General features: G+C 35.8%; 20 protein-coding genes and 1 other RNA gene. 8 read left to right on the top strand and 13 right to left on the bottom strand.

Going from position 1 to position 20207, the window contains the following annotated elements:
* Positions 1-17: 17 nt before the first annotated feature.
* Both AO058_RS14430 and AO058_RS14425 read right to left on the bottom strand, forming a co-directional pair.
* Complete coding sequence (locus AO058_RS14430) at positions 18-518, bottom strand: hypothetical protein (RefSeq protein ID WP_143083682.1); 501 nt, start codon at positions 516-518, stop codon at positions 18-20.
* 454 nt (positions 519-972) lie between these two features.
* Positions 973-1455, bottom strand: coding sequence for a hypothetical protein (locus AO058_RS14425; protein ID WP_232228842.1), 483 nt, complete (start codon positions 1453-1455; stop codon positions 973-975).
* Between the two features lie 314 nt (positions 1456-1769).
* Here AO058_RS14425 and pdxH point away from each other — a divergent pair, with 314 nt between their 5' ends.
* The 4 genes from pdxH to AO058_RS14405 all read left to right on the top strand — a co-directional run bounded on the left by pdxH (position 1770) and on the right by AO058_RS14405 (position 5999).
* Complete coding sequence (gene pdxH, locus AO058_RS14420; RefSeq protein ID WP_075327175.1) at positions 1770-2417, top strand: pyridoxamine 5'-phosphate oxidase; 648 nt, start codon at positions 1770-1772, stop codon at positions 2415-2417.
* Positions 2418-2427: 10 nt separating this feature from the next.
* Positions 2428-2913 carry a SixA phosphatase family protein gene (locus AO058_RS14415; RefSeq protein WP_075327174.1) on the top strand — a complete coding sequence of 162 codons (486 nt, stop codon included), beginning with the start codon at positions 2428-2430 and terminating at the stop codon, positions 2911-2913.
* Positions 2914-2916: 3 nt separating this feature from the next.
* Positions 2917-5040, top strand: coding sequence for a polyphosphate kinase 1 (gene ppk1, locus AO058_RS14410; protein WP_075327173.1), 2124 nt, complete (start codon positions 2917-2919; stop codon positions 5038-5040).
* 62 nt (positions 5041-5102) lie between these two features.
* Positions 5103-5999 (top strand): Ppx/GppA phosphatase family protein, encoded by an 897-nt coding sequence (locus AO058_RS14405; protein WP_075327172.1) that lies wholly within the window; start codon positions 5103-5105, stop codon positions 5997-5999.
* Between the two features lie 57 nt (positions 6000-6056).
* Here AO058_RS14405 and AO058_RS14400 read toward each other — a convergent pair whose 3' ends face one another.
* Together AO058_RS14400 and AO058_RS14395 are read right to left on the bottom strand one after the other, a co-directional pair.
* The gene (locus tag AO058_RS14400) at positions 6057-6638 is read right to left on the bottom strand and encodes a tRNA-(ms[2]io[6]A)-hydroxylase (RefSeq protein WP_075327171.1); all 582 of its coding nucleotides are present in this window, start codon (positions 6636-6638) and stop codon (positions 6057-6059) included.
* Positions 6639-6640: 2 nt separating this feature from the next.
* Entirely contained in the window at positions 6641-8467 is a 1827-nt protein-coding gene (locus tag AO058_RS14395; RefSeq protein WP_075327170.1) for a DNA polymerase III subunit gamma/tau, read from the bottom strand.
* A 134-nt stretch (positions 8468-8601) separates the two neighbouring features.
* Here AO058_RS14395 and rnpB point away from each other — a divergent pair.
* An RNA gene (gene rnpB / locus AO058_RS14390) (RNase P RNA component class A) lies at positions 8602-8935 on the top strand.
* On the opposite strand, the gene AO058_RS14385 is transcribed toward rnpB, so the two are convergent.
* The 4 genes from AO058_RS14385 to AO058_RS14370 are packed head-to-tail and all read right to left on the bottom strand — an operon-like array spanning position 8933 to position 11346.
* The gene (locus AO058_RS14385) at positions 8933-9304 is read right to left on the bottom strand and encodes a hypothetical protein (protein WP_075327169.1); all 372 of its coding nucleotides are present in this window, start codon (positions 9302-9304) and stop codon (positions 8933-8935) included. The genes rnpB and AO058_RS14385 overlap by 3 nt on opposite strands.
* A gap of 47 nt (positions 9305-9351) precedes the next feature.
* Entirely contained in the window at positions 9352-9894 is a 543-nt protein-coding gene (locus AO058_RS14380) for an RsmD family RNA methyltransferase (protein ID WP_075327168.1), read from the bottom strand.
* A complete protein-coding gene (locus AO058_RS14375) occupies positions 9891-10709 on the bottom strand; it encodes a DUF3822 family protein (RefSeq protein ID WP_075327167.1) in 819 nt (272 codons plus the stop codon). The genes AO058_RS14380 and AO058_RS14375 overlap by 4 nt, the downstream gene beginning before the upstream one ends.
* Positions 10696-11346, bottom strand: coding sequence for a hypothetical protein (locus AO058_RS14370; protein WP_075327166.1), 651 nt, complete (start codon positions 11344-11346; stop codon positions 10696-10698). Before AO058_RS14370 ends, AO058_RS14375 begins: the two co-directional genes overlap by 14 nt.
* A gap of 120 nt (positions 11347-11466) precedes the next feature.
* Here AO058_RS14370 and AO058_RS14365 point away from each other — a divergent pair, with 120 nt between their 5' ends.
* Positions 11467-12903 (top strand): ATP-dependent DNA helicase, encoded by a 1437-nt coding sequence (locus AO058_RS14365; RefSeq protein ID WP_075327165.1) that lies wholly within the window; start codon positions 11467-11469, stop codon positions 12901-12903.
* Between the two features lie 66 nt (positions 12904-12969).
* Positions 12970-13713: a 3-deoxy-manno-octulosonate cytidylyltransferase gene (gene kdsB, locus AO058_RS14360; RefSeq protein WP_075327164.1), complete on the top strand. Its 744-nt coding sequence runs from the start codon at positions 12970-12972 to the stop codon at positions 13711-13713.
* A 4-nt stretch (positions 13714-13717) separates the two neighbouring features.
* On the opposite strand, the gene AO058_RS14355 is transcribed toward kdsB, so the two are convergent.
* Genes AO058_RS14355 through AO058_RS14345 form a run of 3 tightly spaced genes read right to left on the bottom strand, consistent with a single transcriptional unit; the run spans position 13718 to position 16245 of the window.
* Positions 13718-15022: a cryptochrome/photolyase family protein gene (locus tag AO058_RS14355; protein WP_075327163.1), complete on the bottom strand. Its 1305-nt coding sequence runs from the start codon at positions 15020-15022 to the stop codon at positions 13718-13720.
* Positions 15023-15718: an SDR family NAD(P)-dependent oxidoreductase gene (locus tag AO058_RS14350; RefSeq protein ID WP_075327162.1), complete on the bottom strand. Its 696-nt coding sequence runs from the start codon at positions 15716-15718 to the stop codon at positions 15023-15025.
* 17 nt (positions 15719-15735) lie between these two features.
* Positions 15736-16245, bottom strand: coding sequence for an SRPBCC family protein (locus AO058_RS14345; protein WP_075327161.1), 510 nt, complete (start codon positions 16243-16245; stop codon positions 15736-15738).
* Between the two features lie 147 nt (positions 16246-16392).
* Between AO058_RS14345 and AO058_RS14340 the strand changes: the two genes are divergently transcribed.
* On the top strand, positions 16393-17238 hold the full coding sequence (locus AO058_RS14340) for a DUF2911 domain-containing protein (RefSeq protein ID WP_075327160.1): 846 nt from the start codon (positions 16393-16395) through the stop codon (positions 17236-17238).
* Positions 17239-17417: 179 nt separating this feature from the next.
* Here the strand turns inward: AO058_RS14340 and AO058_RS14335 are convergent, their stop codons facing one another.
* Both AO058_RS14335 and AO058_RS14330 read right to left on the bottom strand, forming a co-directional pair.
* Complete coding sequence (locus AO058_RS14335) at positions 17418-19094, bottom strand: ribonucleoside-diphosphate reductase subunit alpha (protein ID WP_075327159.1); 1677 nt, start codon at positions 19092-19094, stop codon at positions 17418-17420.
* 41 nt (positions 19095-19135) lie between these two features.
* Complete coding sequence (locus AO058_RS14330; protein WP_075327158.1) at positions 19136-20110, bottom strand: ribonucleotide-diphosphate reductase subunit beta; 975 nt, start codon at positions 20108-20110, stop codon at positions 19136-19138.
* Positions 20111-20207: the final 97 nt, after the last annotated feature.

Raw genomic sequence — 20207 nt, 5'->3', positions numbered from 1 at the left:
ATTTATGAGGGCAATATTTATTGCTCTGTAGTAGTTCTGTAAAGAACTTTTACGTTAGAAGTATTTTTTAGCATATCCTGAATATTAGATACACTACATTCAAAATCACATTCAATTAAAACATATTTTAAAGCAGTACTTTTAATAGAACTTAGATCTAAACTTGTATATAAATTGTTTGAGGAATGCTTAATTAGAATTAAAACAACACTTTGCAATTCGGTTTTAATCTTGGAGATATTTGATAAATAATTAGAGGGTACAATTACCAGTTTTGGCGCTCCATCTCCCATTTTGGCGTGCTCATTTTCCTGAACAACTATTAGCGGATTTAATTCGAAAACTAGATTCTTAAGATTTTCTATTTCCCCAGAGTCAAAATTTTGTTGATTTCGGGTTGGAGTAGATTGTTCTCCTATTAATTGGTCAAAATTGGTAATCGAGTAATTTTCCTGCGCATTGCCAATAAAAGTATTAGCAAACAATACAAGGATTAGGAGTTTAAAGAGTGAATTCATTTTCATAATTCTATAGTTCTGTTTCCCGTTTTTCAAGGGAAAAATTATTTTAAATTTTGGCATAAAAAGGTCACTGATCCTTAGGGGAAGGATCAAACAAGGGTAGTTTTTTAAAATATTTAAGAATGTGAGATTTACATTTTGAAAACTTTTGGGGTAAGTTTTAATAGGAAAGTATGGGGGATGACCTATTTTAAATGTTAATCTTAGGATAAAATTACAGTGAATAATCTTTAAAAGACCAAATTGTCTTTTTTTTTAGATTAAAACCTATTTATTTTCGGTGAATGGTAATATTGAAGTAAAAAATACGGGAAATCAGGTGGTTAATATTTCAAATAAACGTTTTTAGCCATTGTTTAAAAGAATTTACAACTGCAGAAAAACCTTAGGTTTAAACATAAAAAAACCACCGAATAAGGTGGTTAATTATAAAAAAAGTTGAGGTAATTAATTAGTTTTGTTCATACATTAAAATTCTATGTTGTTCCCCTTCTATTAAAGGGTGTTCTTGCAGGTCTATTTCATAGATAAAACCTTCTTCTATAGTTGTAAAAATATCATATTCGTCCTGTACCGTATAACCTAATTCCTGCCTTGCATAATCTATCCAGGTTTGGTAAGTAGGGACATCCATTTTATTTTTATTAGAGATAACCGTTAAAAAGTCGTCTTGAATTTCTATAGTATAACGAGCACTTTTACCGTTTTTACTGGTTTTTTGATCTATCCAATTCCCTTCATCCATTTTTGAAATTTGAAGTTCACTTAAATTTTGAGGGTTAAAATCTACAGCATAAACTACGTGATTTCTGGTATAGCTATCTGGATTTGTCATTCCAGCGGTACAGCTTCCTAAACTTATAGCAAGAATAATAAGAGAAGCCTTAGTGAGTATTTGATTTTTAAATTGGAAAAAATTCTTATAAAAATTCATTTGCAATTTAATTTTAGTTCAATTTAATAATGGCGATTAGTTAAATGTTTTGAACAAAATTAAGCGATATCACTCTTCATATGTATTATTATTAATGTTTTTAGTTATATCGCATTATTATTAGATAAAATGTAATGGAATGCATTTCGTCGGTGTTTTTGGTCGAACTTATTTGCAGAACATAGAAATGAGTGCAGTTCGTCTATATTTAGTTCTTTTTTCTATTTGCATTTCAACTATAAAAAGCAGAATCTTATCTCAAAATTTTTCCGGCTTCAGCCTAAAACTTGTAAATTGCAGCAAAGCAAAACACAATGCAAAAGAGCCTTGATGATTACCGAAAAAGCTATGGAAAAAGCGAACTTTTAGAAGATAATGTCCCGTCTTTTCCACTGCCGCTTTTTACCGCCTGGTTTGAGGAGGCGGAAGAGCATCCTGAAATAGCAGAAGTAAATGCTATGAGTCTCGCCACCTGTGGAATAGAAGGATTTCCAAAAAATCGTATAGTACTTTTAAAGTCTTTTGGTGAAATGGGTTTCAGTTTTTATACTAATTATAATTCTGAAAAAGCCCGGGATATTGAAGAAAATCCAAGAGTTTGTTTATCCTTTTTCTGGCCACCATTAGAACGGCAGGTAATTATTAAAGGTGTTGCAATGAAAACTACCGAAGAAGAATCTGCAGCTTATTTTGGTTCCAGACCCCGGGGAAGTCAATTAGGCGCCTGGGCTTCTAACCAAAGTAATGTTTTAAGCTCCCGCGAAGAACTGGAAGAACAGTTAAAAGAAATTGAAGAAAGATATCAAAATAAAGATGTAGATAAACCACCTCACTGGGGCGGTTATCTGGTAACCCCCAGAAGTTTTGAATTCTGGCAGGGTAGAAATAACCGTTTGCACGATAGGATAATCTATGAATTTATAGAACAGGATACCTGGGAACGTAACCGTTTAGCACCTTAAAATTGAAATTATGAAACGATTAATTCTAGTGAGACACGGCAAATCGTCCTGGGGAAATAATTTACCAGATGAAAAAAGACCGCTTAAGAAACGTGCTTATAACGATGCTGAGGTAGTTTTGAAAACCTTTAAGGAATTTCAAAGTGGAAATTTAACTTTGTGGAGCAGTCACGCAGTTAGGGCAAACACCACGGCAAATCTTTTTAAAGACGAAATGGAAATACCCGATGATAGATTCACCGTAAAAAAAGAACTTTATACGTTTGATGAAAGTCAATTACTCTCTGTAATTAAAACCTGCCCCGATAATGTAGAAAAACTCATGGTATTTGGGCATAATCCCGCAATGACGGGTTTGGTTAATCGGTTAGGCGATAAACCTATAGACAATTTACCTACTACAGGACTTTGTGTAATAGATTTTGATTTAAATTCCTGGAAAGACATTGAAACCGGTAAAACTTTACTACAATTATTCCCCAAAAACTTACGCTAATTTATGCCGCAAAGAAAATATTTAAACAGGGAACTCAGCTGGTTACAATTTAATGCCCGGGTTTTACAGGAAGCCGAAGATGAAACTGTTCCACTTATAGAACGATTAAGATTTCTGGGAATTTTCTCTAATAATTTAGACGAATTTTTTAAAGTAAGGTATGCTACCGTAAAAAGAATTGACCTGGCAGGAAAAGCAGGAAAAAGCGTTCTGGGCGGAATTAAAGCCAGCAAACTACTTGAAGAAATTACCCAAATAGTAATTGAACAACAAGCCGAAAGCCTTAAGATTTTAGACGATATTCAGCATCAGTTAAAAGATTATAATATTCATATTATTAATGAGAAACAGGTTTCTGCTACGCAGCAAAAATTCATTAAAAACTTTTTCCTTTCCAAAGTAAGTCCGGCCCTTGTAACTATAATTCTTAATGATCTTCCTGAAATTCCAAGTTTAAAAGACAGTGCAGCCTATTTAGCCGTAAAGATGGTGATGAAAGAGGAAAAGCCTCAAAAAGGAATTTCAAAAGTGCTGGTTAAAACCGAAAAAGACCGCAAATATGTTCTAATTGAAATTCCTCGAAGCATAGAACGCTTCGTAGTGCTTCCAGAAGAAAATGGGAAGCAGTATATAATCCTGTTAGACGATTTAATTCGATATAACCTGGGTACAATTTTTAATATTTTTGAATACGAAAGTATTTCGGCACATATGATAAAGATTACTCGGGATGCCGAGTTGGACATAGACAGTGACCTGAGTAAAAGTTTTATTGAAAAGATTTCCAGTAGTGTAAAAGATAGAATTAAGGGGGAGCCGGTAAGATTTGTTTACGATATGAACATTGCCGATGATACTTTGTCTTATTTAATGAATAAAATGGGCATAGAATCTACCGATAGTATTATTCCCGGTGGGCGTTACCATAATAGGCGTGATTATATGAATTTTCCCAGTCTTGGCCGTGAAGATTTACTTTATAAACCTATAGAGCCTTTGCCAATTCCTAGGCTTATATTACAAACCAGTTTGTTTGGAAGTATTGCCAGGAAAGATTATCTATTGTATGCACCATACCAAAGTTTTGCCTATACTGTTAAGTTTTTAAGGGAAGCCGCCTTAGATCCAAAGGTGAAAACTATAAAAATCACTATTTACAGATTGGCAAAAATATCTCATATTGCCAGCTCTTTGATTAATGCTGTAAAAAATGGCAAAAAGGTAATTGTGCAAATTGAATTACGCGCTCGTTTTGATGAAGTTGCCAATATTCGCTATGCTGAACAAATGCAAGCAGAAGGGGTTCAGCTTATTTTTGGCGTGCCGGGTTTAAAAGTTCATTGTAAAGCCTGTGTAATAGAGCGGGAAGAAGAAGGTAAAACAAAGCGCTATGGCTTTATTAGTACCGGTAATTTTAACGAATCTACTTCTCGCATCTATACCGATTATACCTTATTCACCGCTCATCCCGAAATTTTGAAAGAAGTGAATAAAGTTTTCGACTTCTTTGAGATCAATTATAAAGTAAATAAATACAAACATTTAATAGTTTCTCCGCATTACAGCAGAAATACTTTTGTAGGCCTTATTCAAAAGGAGATTGAAAATGCCCGCGAAGGGAAACCTTCCGGCATTGCGCTTAAGCTTAATAGTCTTTCAGATTATCCTATGATAGATAAACTGTACCAGGCAAGCCAGGCCGGTGTGAAGATCAAGCTTATTGTACGTGGGGTTTGCTGTCTTATTCCCGGTGTAGAAGGTTTAAGCGAAAATATTGAAGCGATAAGTATTGTAGATAAATTCCTGGAGCATCCGCGGGTATTTATATTCAAAAATGGGGGAAATTCCAAGGTTTACATTTCTTCAGCAGATTGGATGACCAGAAACCTTGACCTTCGTGTGGAGATTTCCTGCCCAATTTATGATGAAGAAATTAAACAGGAAATTATTGAAACTTTTGATATTAGCTGGAACGATAATGTAAAAGCAAGGACAATTACCTCTAAGCACGATAATGCCTATAGAAACAGCAGTACAAAAAAACTGCGTTCCCAGTTTGAACTTTACGATTATTATTTAAAAAAATTACCCGGCACCAAACCGGAAAAGAATAAAAAAAATAGATAATTGGCCTCAACCTCAAATCTTTATAAACCTCACCTGGTGAGAAAATAGAAAAATTTTATCTCGTGATTACACAAAAAAACTACGCAGCTATAGATATAGGTTCCAACGCCGTAAGGCTGCTGGTTTCTACCATTACAGAACAAAAAGGTAGGGAAGAAACCGATTTTAGGAAAACCTCCCTGGTGAGGGTTCCTATTAGACTTGGAGAAGATGTATTTAAAGAAAGTATTATTTCTGAGAAGAATATAGAACGAATGGTAGATACCATGCAAGCTTTTAATCTTCTAATGAAATCTCACGGAATTGAAAAATATAAAGCCTGTGCTACCTCGGCTATGCGGGAAGCTAAAAATGGAGCAGAGGTTGTTGAAAAAATTAAAGCAAAAACAGGGGTAGAAATTGAAATTATAGACGGTAACCACGAAGCTGCAATAATTGCTGCTACAGATTTGCATGAACTTATTAAAAACGATTGTAATTATTTATATGTTGATGTTGGGGGCGGGAGCACTGAATATACTCTCTATAGTGGCGGAAAAACCGTGGCGTCAAGATCTTTTAAAATTGGTACTGTACGCCTTTTAAATAATTTAGTTGAAGATGGCACCTGGGAAGAGATGGAAAAATGGGTTAGGGAAACCACAAAGCCTTATAAGGATATAGATCTTATTGGTTCTGGTGGGAACATTAATAATATTTTTAAAACCAGCGGAAAAAAAGAAGGAAAACCCTTAAGCCTGGCATATATTAAAAAATACAATGAATTGCTAAATTCTTTAAGCTACGAGGAACGTGTTATGGACCTTAAACTAAAAAGTGACCGTGCAGATGTGATTATCCCGGCTTCTAAGATTTATTTAAGTTCTATGAAGTGGGCCAGAGCCGATAATATTTTCGTACCAAAAATAGGACTGGCCGATGGGATTATAAAATCACTTTACAACGGTAATAATAACTAAATACCAAAATTAAAACCCGGATAAATCTTTACTTATCCGGGTTTTTTATTTTTTCAATTAACCGTGAATGGTTTTATCTTTACTGAGGTCTTTCATTATTTCAGCTTCAAAATCGAGTAATTCTTCCCATTTTTTATCTACTTCTGCTCGCTCCCCATATTTTCTGGCAAACTTTAAAAACATTGTATAATGGTTGGCTTCACTAATCATTAATTTATGATAAAATTCAGCGAGTTCCTCATCTTTTAATTCTTCTGAAAGCAACCTGAAACGTTCACAGCTTCTGGCTTCAATTAATCCTGCGATTAAAAGCCTGTGAATTAACTGCGTGGTTCTGCTACCGCCATTTGGAAAAAAACTAAGTAGTTTAATTACATATTCATCTTTTCTATCTCTTCCTAAAACAAATCCGCGTTTTAGCAACTGCTCGTGTACCATTTTAAAATGGCCCATTTCTTCCCTGGATAAAGCGATCATTTCATCTACCAATTCGGTATATTCTGGGAAAGAAACAATTAAGGAAATTGCTGTTGAAGCTGCTTTTTGTTCGCAATAAGCATGGTCTACAAGAATATCTTCAATATTTTTTTCGGCTATATTTGCCCAGCGCGGGTCTGTGGGAAGTTTTAGTCCTAGCATATCTATACGTCTAAATCAAATGTACTTCTAAGTTTATCTATTAAAGGATTTTTCTCCTTTAGTTTATTGTATTTTTCAATAGGAGTGAAGGCATATTTTTTTGCCGACTGCTCATTAACGTTAATTACCAACCTTATTTCGGTATTCTGAAGTTTTTGCTTCAGGTAAGACATCAATTTGTTTTGTTCCCGCTCCAGGTTAATCTTCATCGTTTCGTTGGGTAATTCTATAACAATTTGATTGTCTTCCTTGAGCTTGGGTAAATCGGTTTCAAGAATTGATGCGAGAATTTTCGAGCCCTGTTTTTTTATTCGTTTTACATAGTCATTCCAGGTGGCCTGCAATTGCGTTTCGCTGAATTCATTATTGAGCACCACGTTTTTTGTTGGAGCAGCTTCCTGTTGCCGCGCTTCTATTTCCCTTTTTTTCTGAATACTTTTTAAAGAAAGTCCTGAAACCTTTTCCTTTTTTATTTTAGGATCGGTTACCGGTTTTGGCTCTGGGGAAGGTGTAGCCGGTTTTTCCTGCTCTTCTTTGGCCTTTGGCACCATTGTCTCATCTGAATGATAATTGTCCTCTTTATCATCGGCACAGTGGCTATCTGGAGTTTTATTTTCTCCTGAAGGTAACTGACTTTCCTTTGGGGCTTCAGTTGCAGTTTCTCCGTGTTCATTCTCGCGCACTATACTTTTTTCTTCTGAAGAAAGCGCGTTAGGTTGTTTTTCAAAAACCGAAGCGGGAATTATTGACTGATCAAACTTTTTTTTTTCTCCATCAAAAGTGATAGAGGCAAGCTGCATTAGAGAAAGTTCAACCAATAAACGTTGGTTTTGGCTTGTTTTATATTTGAGATCGCACTCATTGGCCAGATCTATCGCTTTAATTAAAAATTGATGATCGGTTTTGGAAGCCTGCTCAAAATAGCGGGCTTTAGTTTGCTCTCCAACTTCTAAAAGCTGTATTGTTTTTTGATCCTTGCAGACTAAAAGATCCCTGAAATGCGAAGCCAAACCGCTAATAAAATGGTGACCGTCAAATCCGCTGGAAAGGATCTCATTGTAACTCAGTAGCAATTGCGGAATATTATTACTTAAAATAAGATCGGTAACCTTAATATAAGTATCGTAGTCGAGAACATTCAGGTTTTCTGTAACTGCCTGCCGGGTTAGATCTTTTCCGCTAAAACTAACAACCCTGTCGTAAATAGAAAGAGCATCCCGCATAGCACCATCGGCTTTTTGCGCAATAATATTTAATGCATCTTCCTCGGCATTTATACCTTCCTGTTGCGCTATATATCCCAAATAATTTTTAGCATCGCTTACCGTGATTCTTTTAAAATCGAAGATCTGGCACCGAGAAAGTATGGTGGGGATTATTTTATGTTTTTCAGTAGTAGCCAGAATAAAAATAGCGTGCTGGGGCGGTTCTTCTAAAGTTTTCAGAAAAGCATTAAAGGCTGACTGAGAGAGCATGTGCACCTCATCAATAATATATACTTTATACTTCCCAACTTGCGGCGGAATCCTAACCTGGTCTATCAAATTTCTGATATCGTCTACCGAGTTGTTAGAAGCGGCATCGAGTTCAAAAATATTAAAAGCAAAATCTTCATCGGGGCTTTGAGTACCATCGTGGTTAATCATTTTTGCCAGGATACGGGCGCAGGTGGTTTTTCCCACACCACGAGGTCCTGTAAATAGAAGGGCCTGGGCCAGGTGATTGTGTTCAATGGCGTTTTTTAAGGTATTTGTGATGGCTTGTTGCCCTACCACATCTTTAAAAGTTTGTGGGCGGTACTTACGAGCTGATACTATAAAATGTTCCATTGAAATTTATTGAACTACAAATATAAAAATAGCCTCCATAAGTTCTAAGGCAATCGCTTATATTTTTAAACAATTAAAGCTAAGAAATCAACATTTTTTTAATCACGAAACTTTCTAAAAAACTACCTTTGCACCAAGCAGGCCGCCTTATCGCCAACGAATTTATTCGATGGAGGAAATTCCGGACACCAAAGGGCGGCATAGTGGGTAACACCCATCGGTTCCGTTTCGGTTTTCCGAGGCGGGATCAGGACTAGTGCAACAGAAAGAATGTACAGGTAATGCTGTAGTGAAATCAGGTAAACTCTATGCGGTGCAATGCCATGTAAACCGGTGTTTGCAAGCGGCTCGCTTGCTACCGGAGGGTAGGCAGCTAAAGGTTTTTGGCAACAAAAACCGGAGATAAATGATAAGGGGAACCCCGGTTAACGGGAGGAACAGAATCCGGATTACAGGCCTGCTTTTTTATAATAATGTCTTTGCCCACGCCCGGGCTTCGTCCATATGGGAAAAGATATCAAAAGGAACCGGAGAAAATTGTTTTTCAAAATTAGCCACCTGTAAGGCTTCATATCGCTGACTTACTATAGCTATTCCCAATAAATTTTTCACGTCTTTTAATTCAAAATAAATCGTTGGATTTACATTGTAATTATTCTTCCGGTCTGATACATAAACAAAATCTGCACCTTCATAAACCTCATTGCATATTTTTAGAATTTGTTCTACGTGTTCAATTTCAAAAACTACATCGTCTTTTACTTCAGAAATAACTATCCCTTCATAAAAATTTAAAATAATATCAACAAGCTCAATCCTTTTTATCCTATCCGTCATACCATCAAATTTCTAAGCCCAACAGGGCTGTAATTCTTCAGCAGAAATTATTCTGCATTCTCAAAAAAACTAAAAACTGAACCTCCATAGCGACGCCCTTCTTTAAAGTTGGGAAGATCGGAAAGATCGGTGTGTTTAGAGTGTTCAATAATTAATTGACCATTTGGATTAAGTAGGTTTTTGTCGAAAACTAGTTCTGGAATTTTCAGGAATTTTTCTTTTTCAAAATCATAAGGTGGGTCGGCAAAAATAATATCTGCCTTTACAAAAGCTTTTTCAAGAAATTTAAAGACATCACTTTTAATAGTTGTAATATTTAAATCTAATTCCTGGGCTGTTTTTTTTATGAATTTCACGCAGTCAAAATTAGCATCAACAGCGGTTACTTCCTTGCTTCCGCGTGAAGCAAATTCATAGGCAATATTACCAGTTCCCGAAAAAAGATCAAGGATGCTTAATTGTGAAAACTGAAAATTATTATTCAGGATATTGAAAAGGGCTTCCTTAGACATATCGGTAGTAGGGCGTACTGGTAGCTTTTTTGGAGCCATCAATCTTTTTCCTTTATGTGTTCCTGAAATTATTCTCATTTAAATGACTTTAGTAATACATATTCTTCCAGCTGATTTAAGCCGGTAAGTTCTTTTTCCAGATTTAAGCTGAAATCGGTTTCCAAAAGTTCCACGTGCTTAATATAATCAAACGCGATTTTAAACAAAGGAGAAGCTTTGCTAATAGCTCCCAGCAATATCAGCCTGAATTTTTCCGGGTCTAAATTAAGTTGTTCAGCAGTGAAGAGAATATAATATAAAAAATCTTCTTTTTCGGTAAAACTGAAAGAATTACACAACAGGAGTTCACCATTTTCTATCAAAACCAGCTCAAACTGCTTATTTTTTATATGTGCAAACATTTGAGGACGCTCAGCTTTTGGTAATTTTAGCAAATTTTCGACTAAAACCGTGTTGAGATGCTGGTATTCAAATTCTCCAAATTTCTCAAAAAAGAAATTAATGATATTAGTATATGGAATATAAACATTAATAATCCCTGTATCCACAATTTCCTCGTGGGCAATGAAATCGGTTTTAAGAATTTTGGTGTTGAATTTTAAATAATCTGAAGCATTTTCTTCTTTAAATAAAGTTGCAGGAACCAAAGTGGCAAGTGCATTATCAAAAATAAGTTTTACTTGTGTGGCTTCAGCAATGCTTTTTTCTTCAGCATATATTTTTTGAATTTCTTCAAGCAGTTTCACAGGATCTACCTGTTGCGAAAAACGGATTTTCTTGAATTGTACCACTTTATTTTCAGCAGAATTTAGGGTACAAAAAGAAAGTCCATCCAGGGAAACCTGAATGGACAGTTCTAAATTTAATTGTTTTTTGCTATTATTCGTCGCCATATTGGGTTGGCCAGTTTCCTTTTGTGTTAACCTCTTCCAGAGAGCCAACGTTAATGTAACGACCGTTAATATCGTCTACAGATTGTACCTGGTTTTGTTGCAAAATAAGCTCTTTATCTAAACCTTGCAATACAACACTTTTAGCTACTCTTGCTCTAAAAACCGGAATTTCTGAATTTCCTTTTGTAATTGTACCTGCATCCAGCTCAAATTTAGCATCTACATCATCAACCGGTACATTAATCATATTGGTATAACGCTCTTTATTTCCTTTAAATAATGAATCTTTAACAGAAACAAAACCAAGCGTATCAACAATTACTTTTTCAATATATTCGTCTACACCATACTGTTTTCTGTATTCCTCATCTAATACAGTAGTATCACGACGTTGGGTAATTGCAAATTCTGCAGTATCTAAAAATCCTACTAATTTATCAAAATCATCCTGGAAAGTCCCCACAATTTCTTTGTGAGCTAATTCTGCATTACGAATATCCTTTAAGTTTTCAACTACTTTGGCATAACGCTTTTCTTTAATTTTATTAAACTGAATTGGTTCGTAAACAGCATTAAAGGTAAGGTAGGCTAAACCAATAATAACCACCCAAAGAAGTAATTGAATTGCAAGTCTCATGCTTTCTAAATTTTGTTTTAAAATTACTAGTGTTTCACGACAAATCTACAATTTTTTTTTATTCGTAAAAGTTTCTTCCGTAAAAATCCATTCCTATCTTTGATTTTTGATAAATCTTCTATGGAAAATCTTGATGCTTCCAAATTTTATAAACTTCTTTTAAGCGATCTGGGTTTTACGGCTAAAGCAGGGCAGGATCTTGCTTTACAACAACTTTCCCGGTTTGTTTTAAACAATAATAAAGATGAACTTTTTGTGCTGAAAGGCTTTGCCGGAACTGGTAAAACCACGATTATCAGTACCCTGGTGAAAAATCTCTGGCAAATTAAAAAATCTGGAGTTTTATTGGCACCTACGGGAAGAGCGGCGAAAGTGATTTCTAATTATTCTAAAAAAGAAGCTTTTACCATTCACAAAAAGATCTATTTTCCGAAGAAAAGTGGCGGGAGCGGAGTACAATTTGTGCTTCAACCCAATAAACACAAAAACAGTATTTTTATTGTAGATGAAGCTTCAATGATCTCTGATACGCCTACAAATTCCAAATTAATGGAAAATGGAAGCTTGTTAGACGATCTTATTCAGTTTGTATATTCAGGGCATAATTGCCAGCTTATCTTAATTGGGGATACCGCACAGCTTCCACCGGTAAAGATGGAAATTAGCCCGGCACTGGAAGCTGAAAAACTTCAGTTTTCCTATAATAAAGAAGTGCATCATATTGAGTTAGACGAAGTGGTGAGGCAGGCTGAAGAAAGCGATATTTTGCTAAATGCCACTAAAATTAGGCAAAGCTTACAAGACGGTTTTTATGATAGTTTTCAGTTTGAAATCACTCCAAAAGCAGATGTAGTTAGATTACAGGATGGTTACGAAATTATGAATGCCATCGAGGAAAGTTATAATGAATTGGGAAACGAGGAAACCAGTCTTATTGTAAGATCTAATAAAAGGGCGAATTTGTATAACCAACAAATAAGGTCTAGAATTTTGTTCCAGGAAGAAGAAATTTCAGCCGGAGATTATCTTATGGTGGTAAAAAATAATTATTTCTGGATAAAGCCAAATTCTGAAGCCGGGTTCATAGCTAACGGAGATATTGTAAAAGTCCTGGAAATTTTCGGAATAAAAGAGCTTTACGGGTTCCGGTTTGCCGAAGTACAGGTGCAAATGGTAGATTATCCTAAAATGCGTCCTTTTGAAACCGTAGTGATGTTAGATACACTTACCAGCAATACGCCGTCACTTTCTTATGAAGAATCTAACCAACTGTACCAGGAAGTAATGAAAGATTATGAAGATGAAACTTCTAAATACAAGAAGTTTATGAAGGTGAAGAACAATAAGTTTTTTAATGCCTTACAAATAAAGTTTTCTTACGCGATGACTTGTCATAAATCTCAAGGTGGGCAATGGAACACCGTTTTTATAGAACAACCTTACCTGCCAGAGGGCGTTGGCAAAGAATATTTAAGATGGCTTTATACTGCTGTAACAAGAGCAACCAATAAACTTTACCTCATAGGATTTAAAGATGATTTTTTCGTAAATAAATAACTTTTTCACTTGCGTTAATTCAAATTTTAAAACTTAAATTTAACCTCCAAAAATTAATAATTTCCAATGAATAATCCGCTTAAAATAATCGCTATGATTCCCGCCCGTTATGAGGCCTCTCGGTTCCCGGGGAAACTTTTAAAAGACCTAAACGGAAAAACGGTAATCACCAGAACATACGAAGCTGCAAAAAAGACCGGACTTTTTGACGAAGTTTATGTGGTAACCGATAGCGATAAAATTTATGCTGAAATTAATAAAAACGGGGGCAATGCGATAAAAAGTAAGAAAGAACATGAATGCGGAAGCGACCGTATTGCTGAAGCAGTGCAGGATATGGATGTAGATATTGTTGTAAATGTACAGGGAGATGAACCATTTATAGATAAAGATAGTTTGGCTAAATTGCTAATTGTTTTTCGGGAAGATGATGCTTCTGCCATAGATCTTGCTTCATTAAAAACTGCCCTTTCAGAAAGTGATGAGATTACCAATGCCAATAATGTAAAGGTAATTACCAATAAGAATGATTTCGCGATGTATTTTTCAAGGTTTCCAATTCCTTATCCAAGAAATACCGATGCCCACGTCACTTATTTTAAGCATATAGGGATTTATGCTTTTAGAAAACAAGCAATTATAGATTTTTATAATTTACCAATGCTTTCTTTGGAATCTGCTGAAAAGATTGAGGCAATTCGATTCCTGGAATATGGGAAAAACATAAAAATGGTTGAAACTGAAATGCAAACCATTGGTATAGATACTCCTGAAGATCTTGAAAAAGCCAGGAAGATCTGGAACAATTAAATAATTAGCTTACGGCATCTTTATAAACTTTTAGAGCCCGTTCGCGGGCTTCTTTATGATCTACCATTTTTTCAGGATAATCATCAGTCTCAAATTCTTCCACCCATTTTTTGATATATTTTTTATCCTTATCAAATTTATCAATCTGTGTAGTTGGGTTAAAAATTCTAAAGTAAGGAGCTGCATCTACACCACTTCCAGCAACCCATTGCCAGTTGCCAACATTCGAAGACATCTCATAATCCAGTAGTTTTTCAGCAAAATAAGCTTCGCCCCAGCGCCAATCAATGAGTAAATGTTTGCAAAGAAAACTTCCTACCAGCATTCTTACCCGATTATGCATAAAACCAGTTTTGTTTAATTGGCGCATTCCTGCGTCTACCAGTGGATAACCTGTGTTTCCTGTTTTCCACTTTTCAAATTCCTCTTCGTTATTGCGCCATTCAATACGGTCGTATTTCTTTTTAAAAGATTCAGTGGCAGTGTCTGGGTTGTGATACAAAACCTGCATAAAAAACTCCCTCCAGATCAATTCATTTAAAAAGGTTTTATTTGTTTCGGCATTAGCTTTTTTTACCATTTTTCTAGTACTTACAGTACCAAACCTAAGATGGGCGCCTAATCTAGAGGTACCATCTTTTCCGGGAATATTTCTGGTATTTTCATATTGCTGAATTAAAGTAGGCGTAACATCATAATCCGGTACTTTAATTTCTGAAGTTTTGAATCCAATATCACTTAAGCTTAAATTAGGCAACCTGGTATTTGGAATAAGATTATCCAGATATTGACTGGTATAATGAATTTTAAGATCCAGGGATTTGAAGTGCTCTTCCCAGGCCCTCATATAAGGGGTGTACACCACATAAGGATCGCCATCTTTCTTAAGCACTTCATCTTTTTCAAAGATAACCTGGTCCTTAAAAGTGTGAAATTCAATATTATTTTCAGAAAGCAGCTCGGCTATTTCCTTGTCTCTTTGGGTTGCGTAAGGTTCATAATCATGATTAGTGAATACATCAGCAATTTGATATTCCTTAATTAACTGCTGAAAAATTTCTTCTGGTTTGCCGTGATACATCGCGATAGAGCTGCTAAAATCATTTTGCAGTTCTTTTCGCATTTCTTGAAGCTGCTCGTGTATAAAAGTTACACGCGCATCATTTTTAGGTAATTTATCAAGGATTTCTGTATCAAAAATAAAAATTGGTAAAACCGGTTTATCAGATTTTAAAGCTTCGAGAAAACCTACGTTATCATCTAATCTCAAATCACGTCTAAACCAGAAAATATTCACTTCTTTACTCATTTACGAAATATTTAAAGTTGAAAGTCCGCCGTCTACCCCAATAATTTGTCCCGTGATCCAGCTGTTTTTATCGCTTAATAAAAAGGTAGCCGCGTTGGCGATATCTTTAGCGTTTCCAACCCTTTTAAGAGGATGCCTTTCACTCATTTTCTCTTTCTTAGAATCATTAGACAATAATTTTTCAGCTAGCGGAGTATCAGTTAAAGATGGAGCGATCACATTTACGCGAAGGCTGGGAGCATACTCTGCTGCCAGGGATTTTGCAAAACCTTCAATCGCACCTTTTGCCGCGGCAACGCTGGTATGGAAGGGCATTCCAACTTTAACGGCCACGGTACTAAAAAATACCAAACTTGCATTTTCGGCTTTCTTTAATTTCGGCATTACTCCCTGAACCACTTTAACTAAACTTAAGAAATTTAAGTTCATTTCTTTCTCAAAATCTTTATGCTTTAGCATTTTAAAAGGTTTCAGGTTAATGCTTCCGGGGCAATAAACCAGGCCGTGTATTTCTTCCGGCAACTCAAGATCTTCAATATTATCTTTTAAAACATCGAATTCTAAATGTTTAATATCATCGTTTAATTTACCTTTATTTCTAGAGGCAACAATTACATTATTTTCAGTAACCAGTTGATTGGCAATTTCAAGTCCGATTCCTGTAGAACCACCAATTAGTAAAATATTCTTTTTCATAATTTATTTTTTTGGGATTACGCTAAAATGTCCTGTTTGAGAGTGGAATTTTTGGTTTTACTTTCATCAAATTCACCAAAAAGTTCTACGAGTTTTTTCTGTCTGTAACCAAAAATTTCTTTCAGTTTAGGAGCTACGAGGAAGGGATGAGCCATTTGACCCAGAATTCCAAAGGGTAATTTATAATCTACAATATCTTCCATTTCTACACCGCCGGGAATTTCTTCTAAGAAATGCTTGTGGTGCCAGAGGGCGTAAGGCCCAAAACGCTGTTCATCTACAAAGTATTCTTTGTCTTTTACGTGAGTGATTTCGGTTACCCATTTGGTTTTAATTCCCGCAATTGGAGTTACAATATATTGAATAATTTGTCCCGGGTACATTGGGCGATCGGCTCCCGAGAGAATATTAAATCCCATATAATCTGGTGTTATTGTCTTTAGATTTCCGGGATTGGAGAGAAATTCCCAGGCCTTTTCCAGACTGATAGGAAGTTTTTGAACCGATTTCTTGGTGTAGATTTTCATTCTAGTTGTATTTGAATGTAAAATTAAGAGTAGTTTTGTTTAAAATAAAATTATTATAGTTAAACAAAATATAAATGAAGTTGCTTCTTATCTAAATTCGTAATCAATTTCTCGGTATATTTGATCAAACTAAAAACAAACTAAATAATGAATAAACTACTTTTATTTTTATGTACAGCAGGGCTTATGAGTGCTGCCCAGGCACAGGTACAGGCGCCTCAACCTAGCCCATTTACTAAAGTTGAACAAAAAGTTGGACTTACCGATGTTACGCTCGAATATTCCCGCCCCGGAATGAGAGATCGCGAGATTTTTGGCGATCTGGTACCTTATGGGGAAGTATGGCGTACCGGAGCTAACGAAAATACCAAAATCACTTTTAGTGACGATGTTACTGTTCAGGGTAAAGAATTAAAAGCGGGAACTTATGCTATTTACACAATTCCGAAGGAAAAAGAATGGGAAGTAATGTTCTATAACGATGCTTCAAACTGGGGAAATCCTGCTGAATGGAGCGAGGAGAAAGTAGCCTTAAAAGCAACTGCCGAAGTGATGGAACTTCCTTTTGAAATGGAAACTTTTACCATTATGATAGATGAGCTGAAGAATGATTCTGCTGCTCTTAATATTATTTGGGAAAATACCGTAGCAAGCTTAAGATTTGAAGTGCCTACTGAAGAAAAAGCAATGGCCAGTATTGAAAAAACGATGAATGGCCCAGGGGCAGGAGATTATTTTGCGGCCGCAACTTATTATCACGATGCCAATAAAGATTTGGAACAGGCTTACGAATGGGTAAATAAATCCCTTGAAATGGGTAACCCAAATGCCTTTTGGATCTTAAGAAGAAAATCGCTTATCGCAGCCGATCTTGGTAAAACAGAAGAAGCAATTGCAGCTGCCAAAAAATCTTTAGCCGAAGCTGAAAAAGCCGGAAACCAGGATTACGTAAAAATGAACAAAGATTCTCTAAAAGAATGGGGAGTTATGTAGTCTGAATTTTAAGAATAAGAAAAAGGCTGTTTTGTAAACGTCCTGTTTTCGTCAAGCTGAACTTGTTTCAGCTTCTAACATGTTTTGAAAATCTAACAAGTTAAACCCTGAAATAAATTCAGGGTGACGTTCTTCAGACTTTCCAGACAGCCTTTTTACTTTTAAATGAATTTCAGAACCTAAGCCTCACAACTAGCACAATTCACCATATTAGCTATAAATTCTTTAGAAACACTTTGGCTTCTTTGATAGTAAAGGGTTTTAACTCCCAGTTGCCAGGCTTCTATCATTAACTTATTTACTTCCCGAACCGGAAGATCTGATGGAATATTTAAATTTAAACTTTGCGCCTGGTCTATATATTTTTGCCTAACTGAAGCCTGTTGTATAATCTCTAGCTGACTTATCTCTTTAAAGGTTTTAAAGATCATTCGCTCTTCATCACTCAATTCTTTTAAATGCTGTACGCTTCCGTGGTTTAGCATGATGCTTCGCCAGGTTTCTTCGGTATCTAATCCTTTTTCCTGGAGCAATTCCTTTAAATATTTATTCTTCCGCATAAAATTCCCTTTTGCCAATCCGGCTTTATAGTAATTACTGCTAAAAGGTTCAATTCCCGGTGATGCCTGTCCCAAAATTGCAGAAGAAGAGGTAGTAGGCGCAACGGCCATTAAAGTAGTATTTCTTAATCCGTAGCCTTTTAAAACCTCGGGTTCGCCATAAATATTAGCTAATTCCTTACTTGCTTTTGTAGCTTTCTCATTAATTTCTTTAAAAATGGAATTCGTTAAGCCTTTTGCTTTTAAGCCTTCAAAAGGAATTCTATTTTTCTGAAGATAAGAATGCCAACCCATAACGCCCAATCCCAGTGCCCTATGTCTTTTTGCAAATTTATTAGCAGGAGTGAGGTAATAATTATCCTCGGTTTTGGCGATAAATTCCTGTAAAACAGCATCAAGAAAATAGATAGCCAGTTTTACGGCTTCAGTATCTTTCCATTCGTCATACAGCTCCAAATTCATAGAAGAGAGACAGCAAATAAAGGACTCTTCCTCGGTTGAGGGCAGTGCGATTTCTGAACACAAATTACTGGAATTTATAACGTAGTTTTTATCCTTATAAACTTGTGGCTTAAATCGGTTAATATTGTCTTTAAAGAAAATATATGGCAAACCTTTTTGCTGCCTGCTTTCTAACACTTTAGCCCAGATTTCTCGTTTTTCCCGGTCTCCATCTATCATTTCCTGCATCCAGTAATCGGGCACACTTACGCCATAAAATAAATTCTGAATAGGATTTCCTATATTTTTTATCTCTAGAAACTCCTTAATATCGGGGTGGTCAATATCCAGGTAAGCAGCAAAAGCTCCGCGGCGTACTCCACCTTGTGAAATAGTATCCATAGCGGTATCAAAAAGCTTCATAAAACTCGTAGCTCCGCTGCTTTTGCCATTATCGGTAACTGCACTCCCACGACCTCTTAGCTCCCCAAAATAGCCTGAAGTTCCGCCACCAATCTTGGTTTGCATAATTACCTCGCCCAGTTTGTGGGTAATTCCTTCAATATTATCGGGTACATATACATTAAAACAGGAAATAGGTAATCCGCGTTCGGTACCCATATTGGCCCAAATTGGCGAACTTAAACTCATCCAGCCACGCTCTATCATTTCTATAAAAGCTTCTGCCAGTTCTGGTTTGTAGAGCCTTTTTGCAGCTGCATTTGCAACTCTTTCTATAGCAGATTTTGTGGTTTCTCCTTTTAATAAGTAGCCGCGGTTAAGTATTTGCTGGCTTTCTTCATTAAGCCACCATAGGCGTTCCTGTTGCGTTTCTTTATTTATTGTTTCGGGCATTTTGCTGGATTTTAAGTTGAAATATTGCTGCGGAATATTGTTTAAAAAAGATCATCGGCGGTGATGCTCTTATCGTGTTTGGTATAATCTACCGGGCGCTTGGCAAAAAAGTCGTCTAAACTATTGGCGAAAACTTCTTCTTCAAACCATAACATAGCTTTGTAATCATACTCTGAAACAAAGTAGATTTTTTCCAAACCAATTTTTTCAAGGCTATCGTCTACCCGATATTTCATAAAATTCAGAAGGTCTTCTTTTTTGCATTGTTCCAAAGCGCCATCAGCAAAAATCCAGTCCAGGATTTCAGATTCTACTTCCATAGAGTGAGCAATGATTTCCCTAATTTGAGTTTTGGTTTCCTCGTTGAAGAATTCTGGAAATTCATTTTTGATCTGGTTTACAATATAAATCCCGGCGTTAGCATGAATTTGTTCGTCTACCGATGTCCAGGCAATAATATTACTCACATTTTTCATCACGCCTTTAAAGCGACTAAACGAAAGAATAATAGCAAATTGACTAAAGAGGGATACGTTTTCAATTAAAATAGAGAATAAAATAAGGGAAAACACGTATTTCTTTTCATCTGAAGATTTTGTATTTGCTAAAGCTTCAGAAAGATAAGCTACCCTTTTTTTGATAACAGGAGTTTCTATCAATTTCTCGAACTCGTTGTTATAACCTAAAACTTCGAGCAAACGGGAGTAAGCTTCAGAATGTCTAAATTCACATTCAGCAAAAGTACTTCCCAGGCCGTTAAATTCCGGTTTTGGGAGGTGCTCATATAAATCTCCCCAAAAGGATTTAACGGCTACTTCAATTTGTGCGATGGCAAGCAAACTCTTTTTAATTACCTGTTTTTCATTTTCACTAAGATGGGAATGAAAATCCTGTACATCGGCGGTGAAGTCTACTTCAGAATGTACCCAGAAAGAACGATTTATTGCTTCGGTAAACTGAAGAATTTCGGGATAATCGAAAGGTTTGTAATTTACCCGTTTTTCAAAAATACTCATATCACTTTTGTTTTAGTTTTAAAATCAAAAGCATAAAAGCAAATAGGTGTCTTTGGAAAAGAGAAGAGCGGGAAGGCCGCAAATATATTATCCTGGA

This window comes from Salegentibacter sp. T436 (assembly GCF_001932675.1).
Lineage (GTDB): Bacteria > Bacteroidota > Bacteroidia > Flavobacteriales > Flavobacteriaceae > Salegentibacter > Salegentibacter agarivorans.
The sequence above is the reverse complement of the archived record's forward strand: the minus strand, read 5'-3'. Positions and strand labels throughout refer to the sequence as shown.

Coding starts and splice junctions, on each gene's coding strand:
- AO058_RS14430 (WP_143083682.1), bottom strand. CDS start 518: ATGAATTCACTCTTTAAACTCCTAATCCTTGTATTGTTTGCTAATACT.
- AO058_RS14425 (WP_232228842.1), bottom strand. CDS start 1,455: ATGAATTTTTATAAGAATTTTTTCCAATTTAAAAATCAAATACTCACT.
- pdxH (WP_075327175.1), top strand. CDS start 1,770: ATGCAAAAGAGCCTTGATGATTACCGAAAAAGCTATGGAAAAAGCGAA.
- AO058_RS14415 (WP_075327174.1), top strand. CDS start 2,428: ATGAAACGATTAATTCTAGTGAGACACGGCAAATCGTCCTGGGGAAAT.
- ppk1 (WP_075327173.1), top strand. CDS start 2,917: ATGCCGCAAAGAAAATATTTAAACAGGGAACTCAGCTGGTTACAATTT.
- AO058_RS14400 (WP_075327171.1), bottom strand. CDS start 6,638: ATGCTAGGACTAAAACTTCCCACAGACCCGCGCTGGGCAAATATAGCC.
- AO058_RS14395 (WP_075327170.1), bottom strand. CDS start 8,467: ATGGAACATTTTATAGTATCAGCTCGTAAGTACCGCCCACAAACTTTT.
- AO058_RS14385 (WP_075327169.1), bottom strand. CDS start 9,304: ATGACGGATAGGATAAAAAGGATTGAGCTTGTTGATATTATTTTAAAT.
- AO058_RS14380 (WP_075327168.1), bottom strand. CDS start 9,894: ATGAGAATAATTTCAGGAACACATAAAGGAAAAAGATTGATGGCTCCA.
- AO058_RS14375 (WP_075327167.1), bottom strand. CDS start 10,709: ATGGCGACGAATAATAGCAAAAAACAATTAAATTTAGAACTGTCCATT.
- AO058_RS14370 (WP_075327166.1), bottom strand. CDS start 11,346: ATGAGACTTGCAATTCAATTACTTCTTTGGGTGGTTATTATTGGTTTA.
- AO058_RS14365 (WP_075327165.1), top strand. CDS start 11,467: ATGGAAAATCTTGATGCTTCCAAATTTTATAAACTTCTTTTAAGCGAT.
- kdsB (WP_075327164.1), top strand. CDS start 12,970: ATGAATAATCCGCTTAAAATAATCGCTATGATTCCCGCCCGTTATGAG.
- AO058_RS14355 (WP_075327163.1), bottom strand. CDS start 15,022: ATGAGTAAAGAAGTGAATATTTTCTGGTTTAGACGTGATTTGAGATTA.
- AO058_RS14350 (WP_075327162.1), bottom strand. CDS start 15,718: ATGAAAAAGAATATTTTACTAATTGGTGGTTCTACAGGAATCGGACTT.
- AO058_RS14345 (WP_075327161.1), bottom strand. CDS start 16,245: ATGAAAATCTACACCAAGAAATCGGTTCAAAAACTTCCTATCAGTCTG.
- AO058_RS14340 (WP_075327160.1), top strand. CDS start 16,393: ATGAATAAACTACTTTTATTTTTATGTACAGCAGGGCTTATGAGTGCT.
- AO058_RS14335 (WP_075327159.1), bottom strand. CDS start 19,094: ATGCCCGAAACAATAAATAAAGAAACGCAACAGGAACGCCTATGGTGG.
- AO058_RS14330 (WP_075327158.1), bottom strand. CDS start 20,110: ATGAGTATTTTTGAAAAACGGGTAAATTACAAACCTTTCGATTATCCC.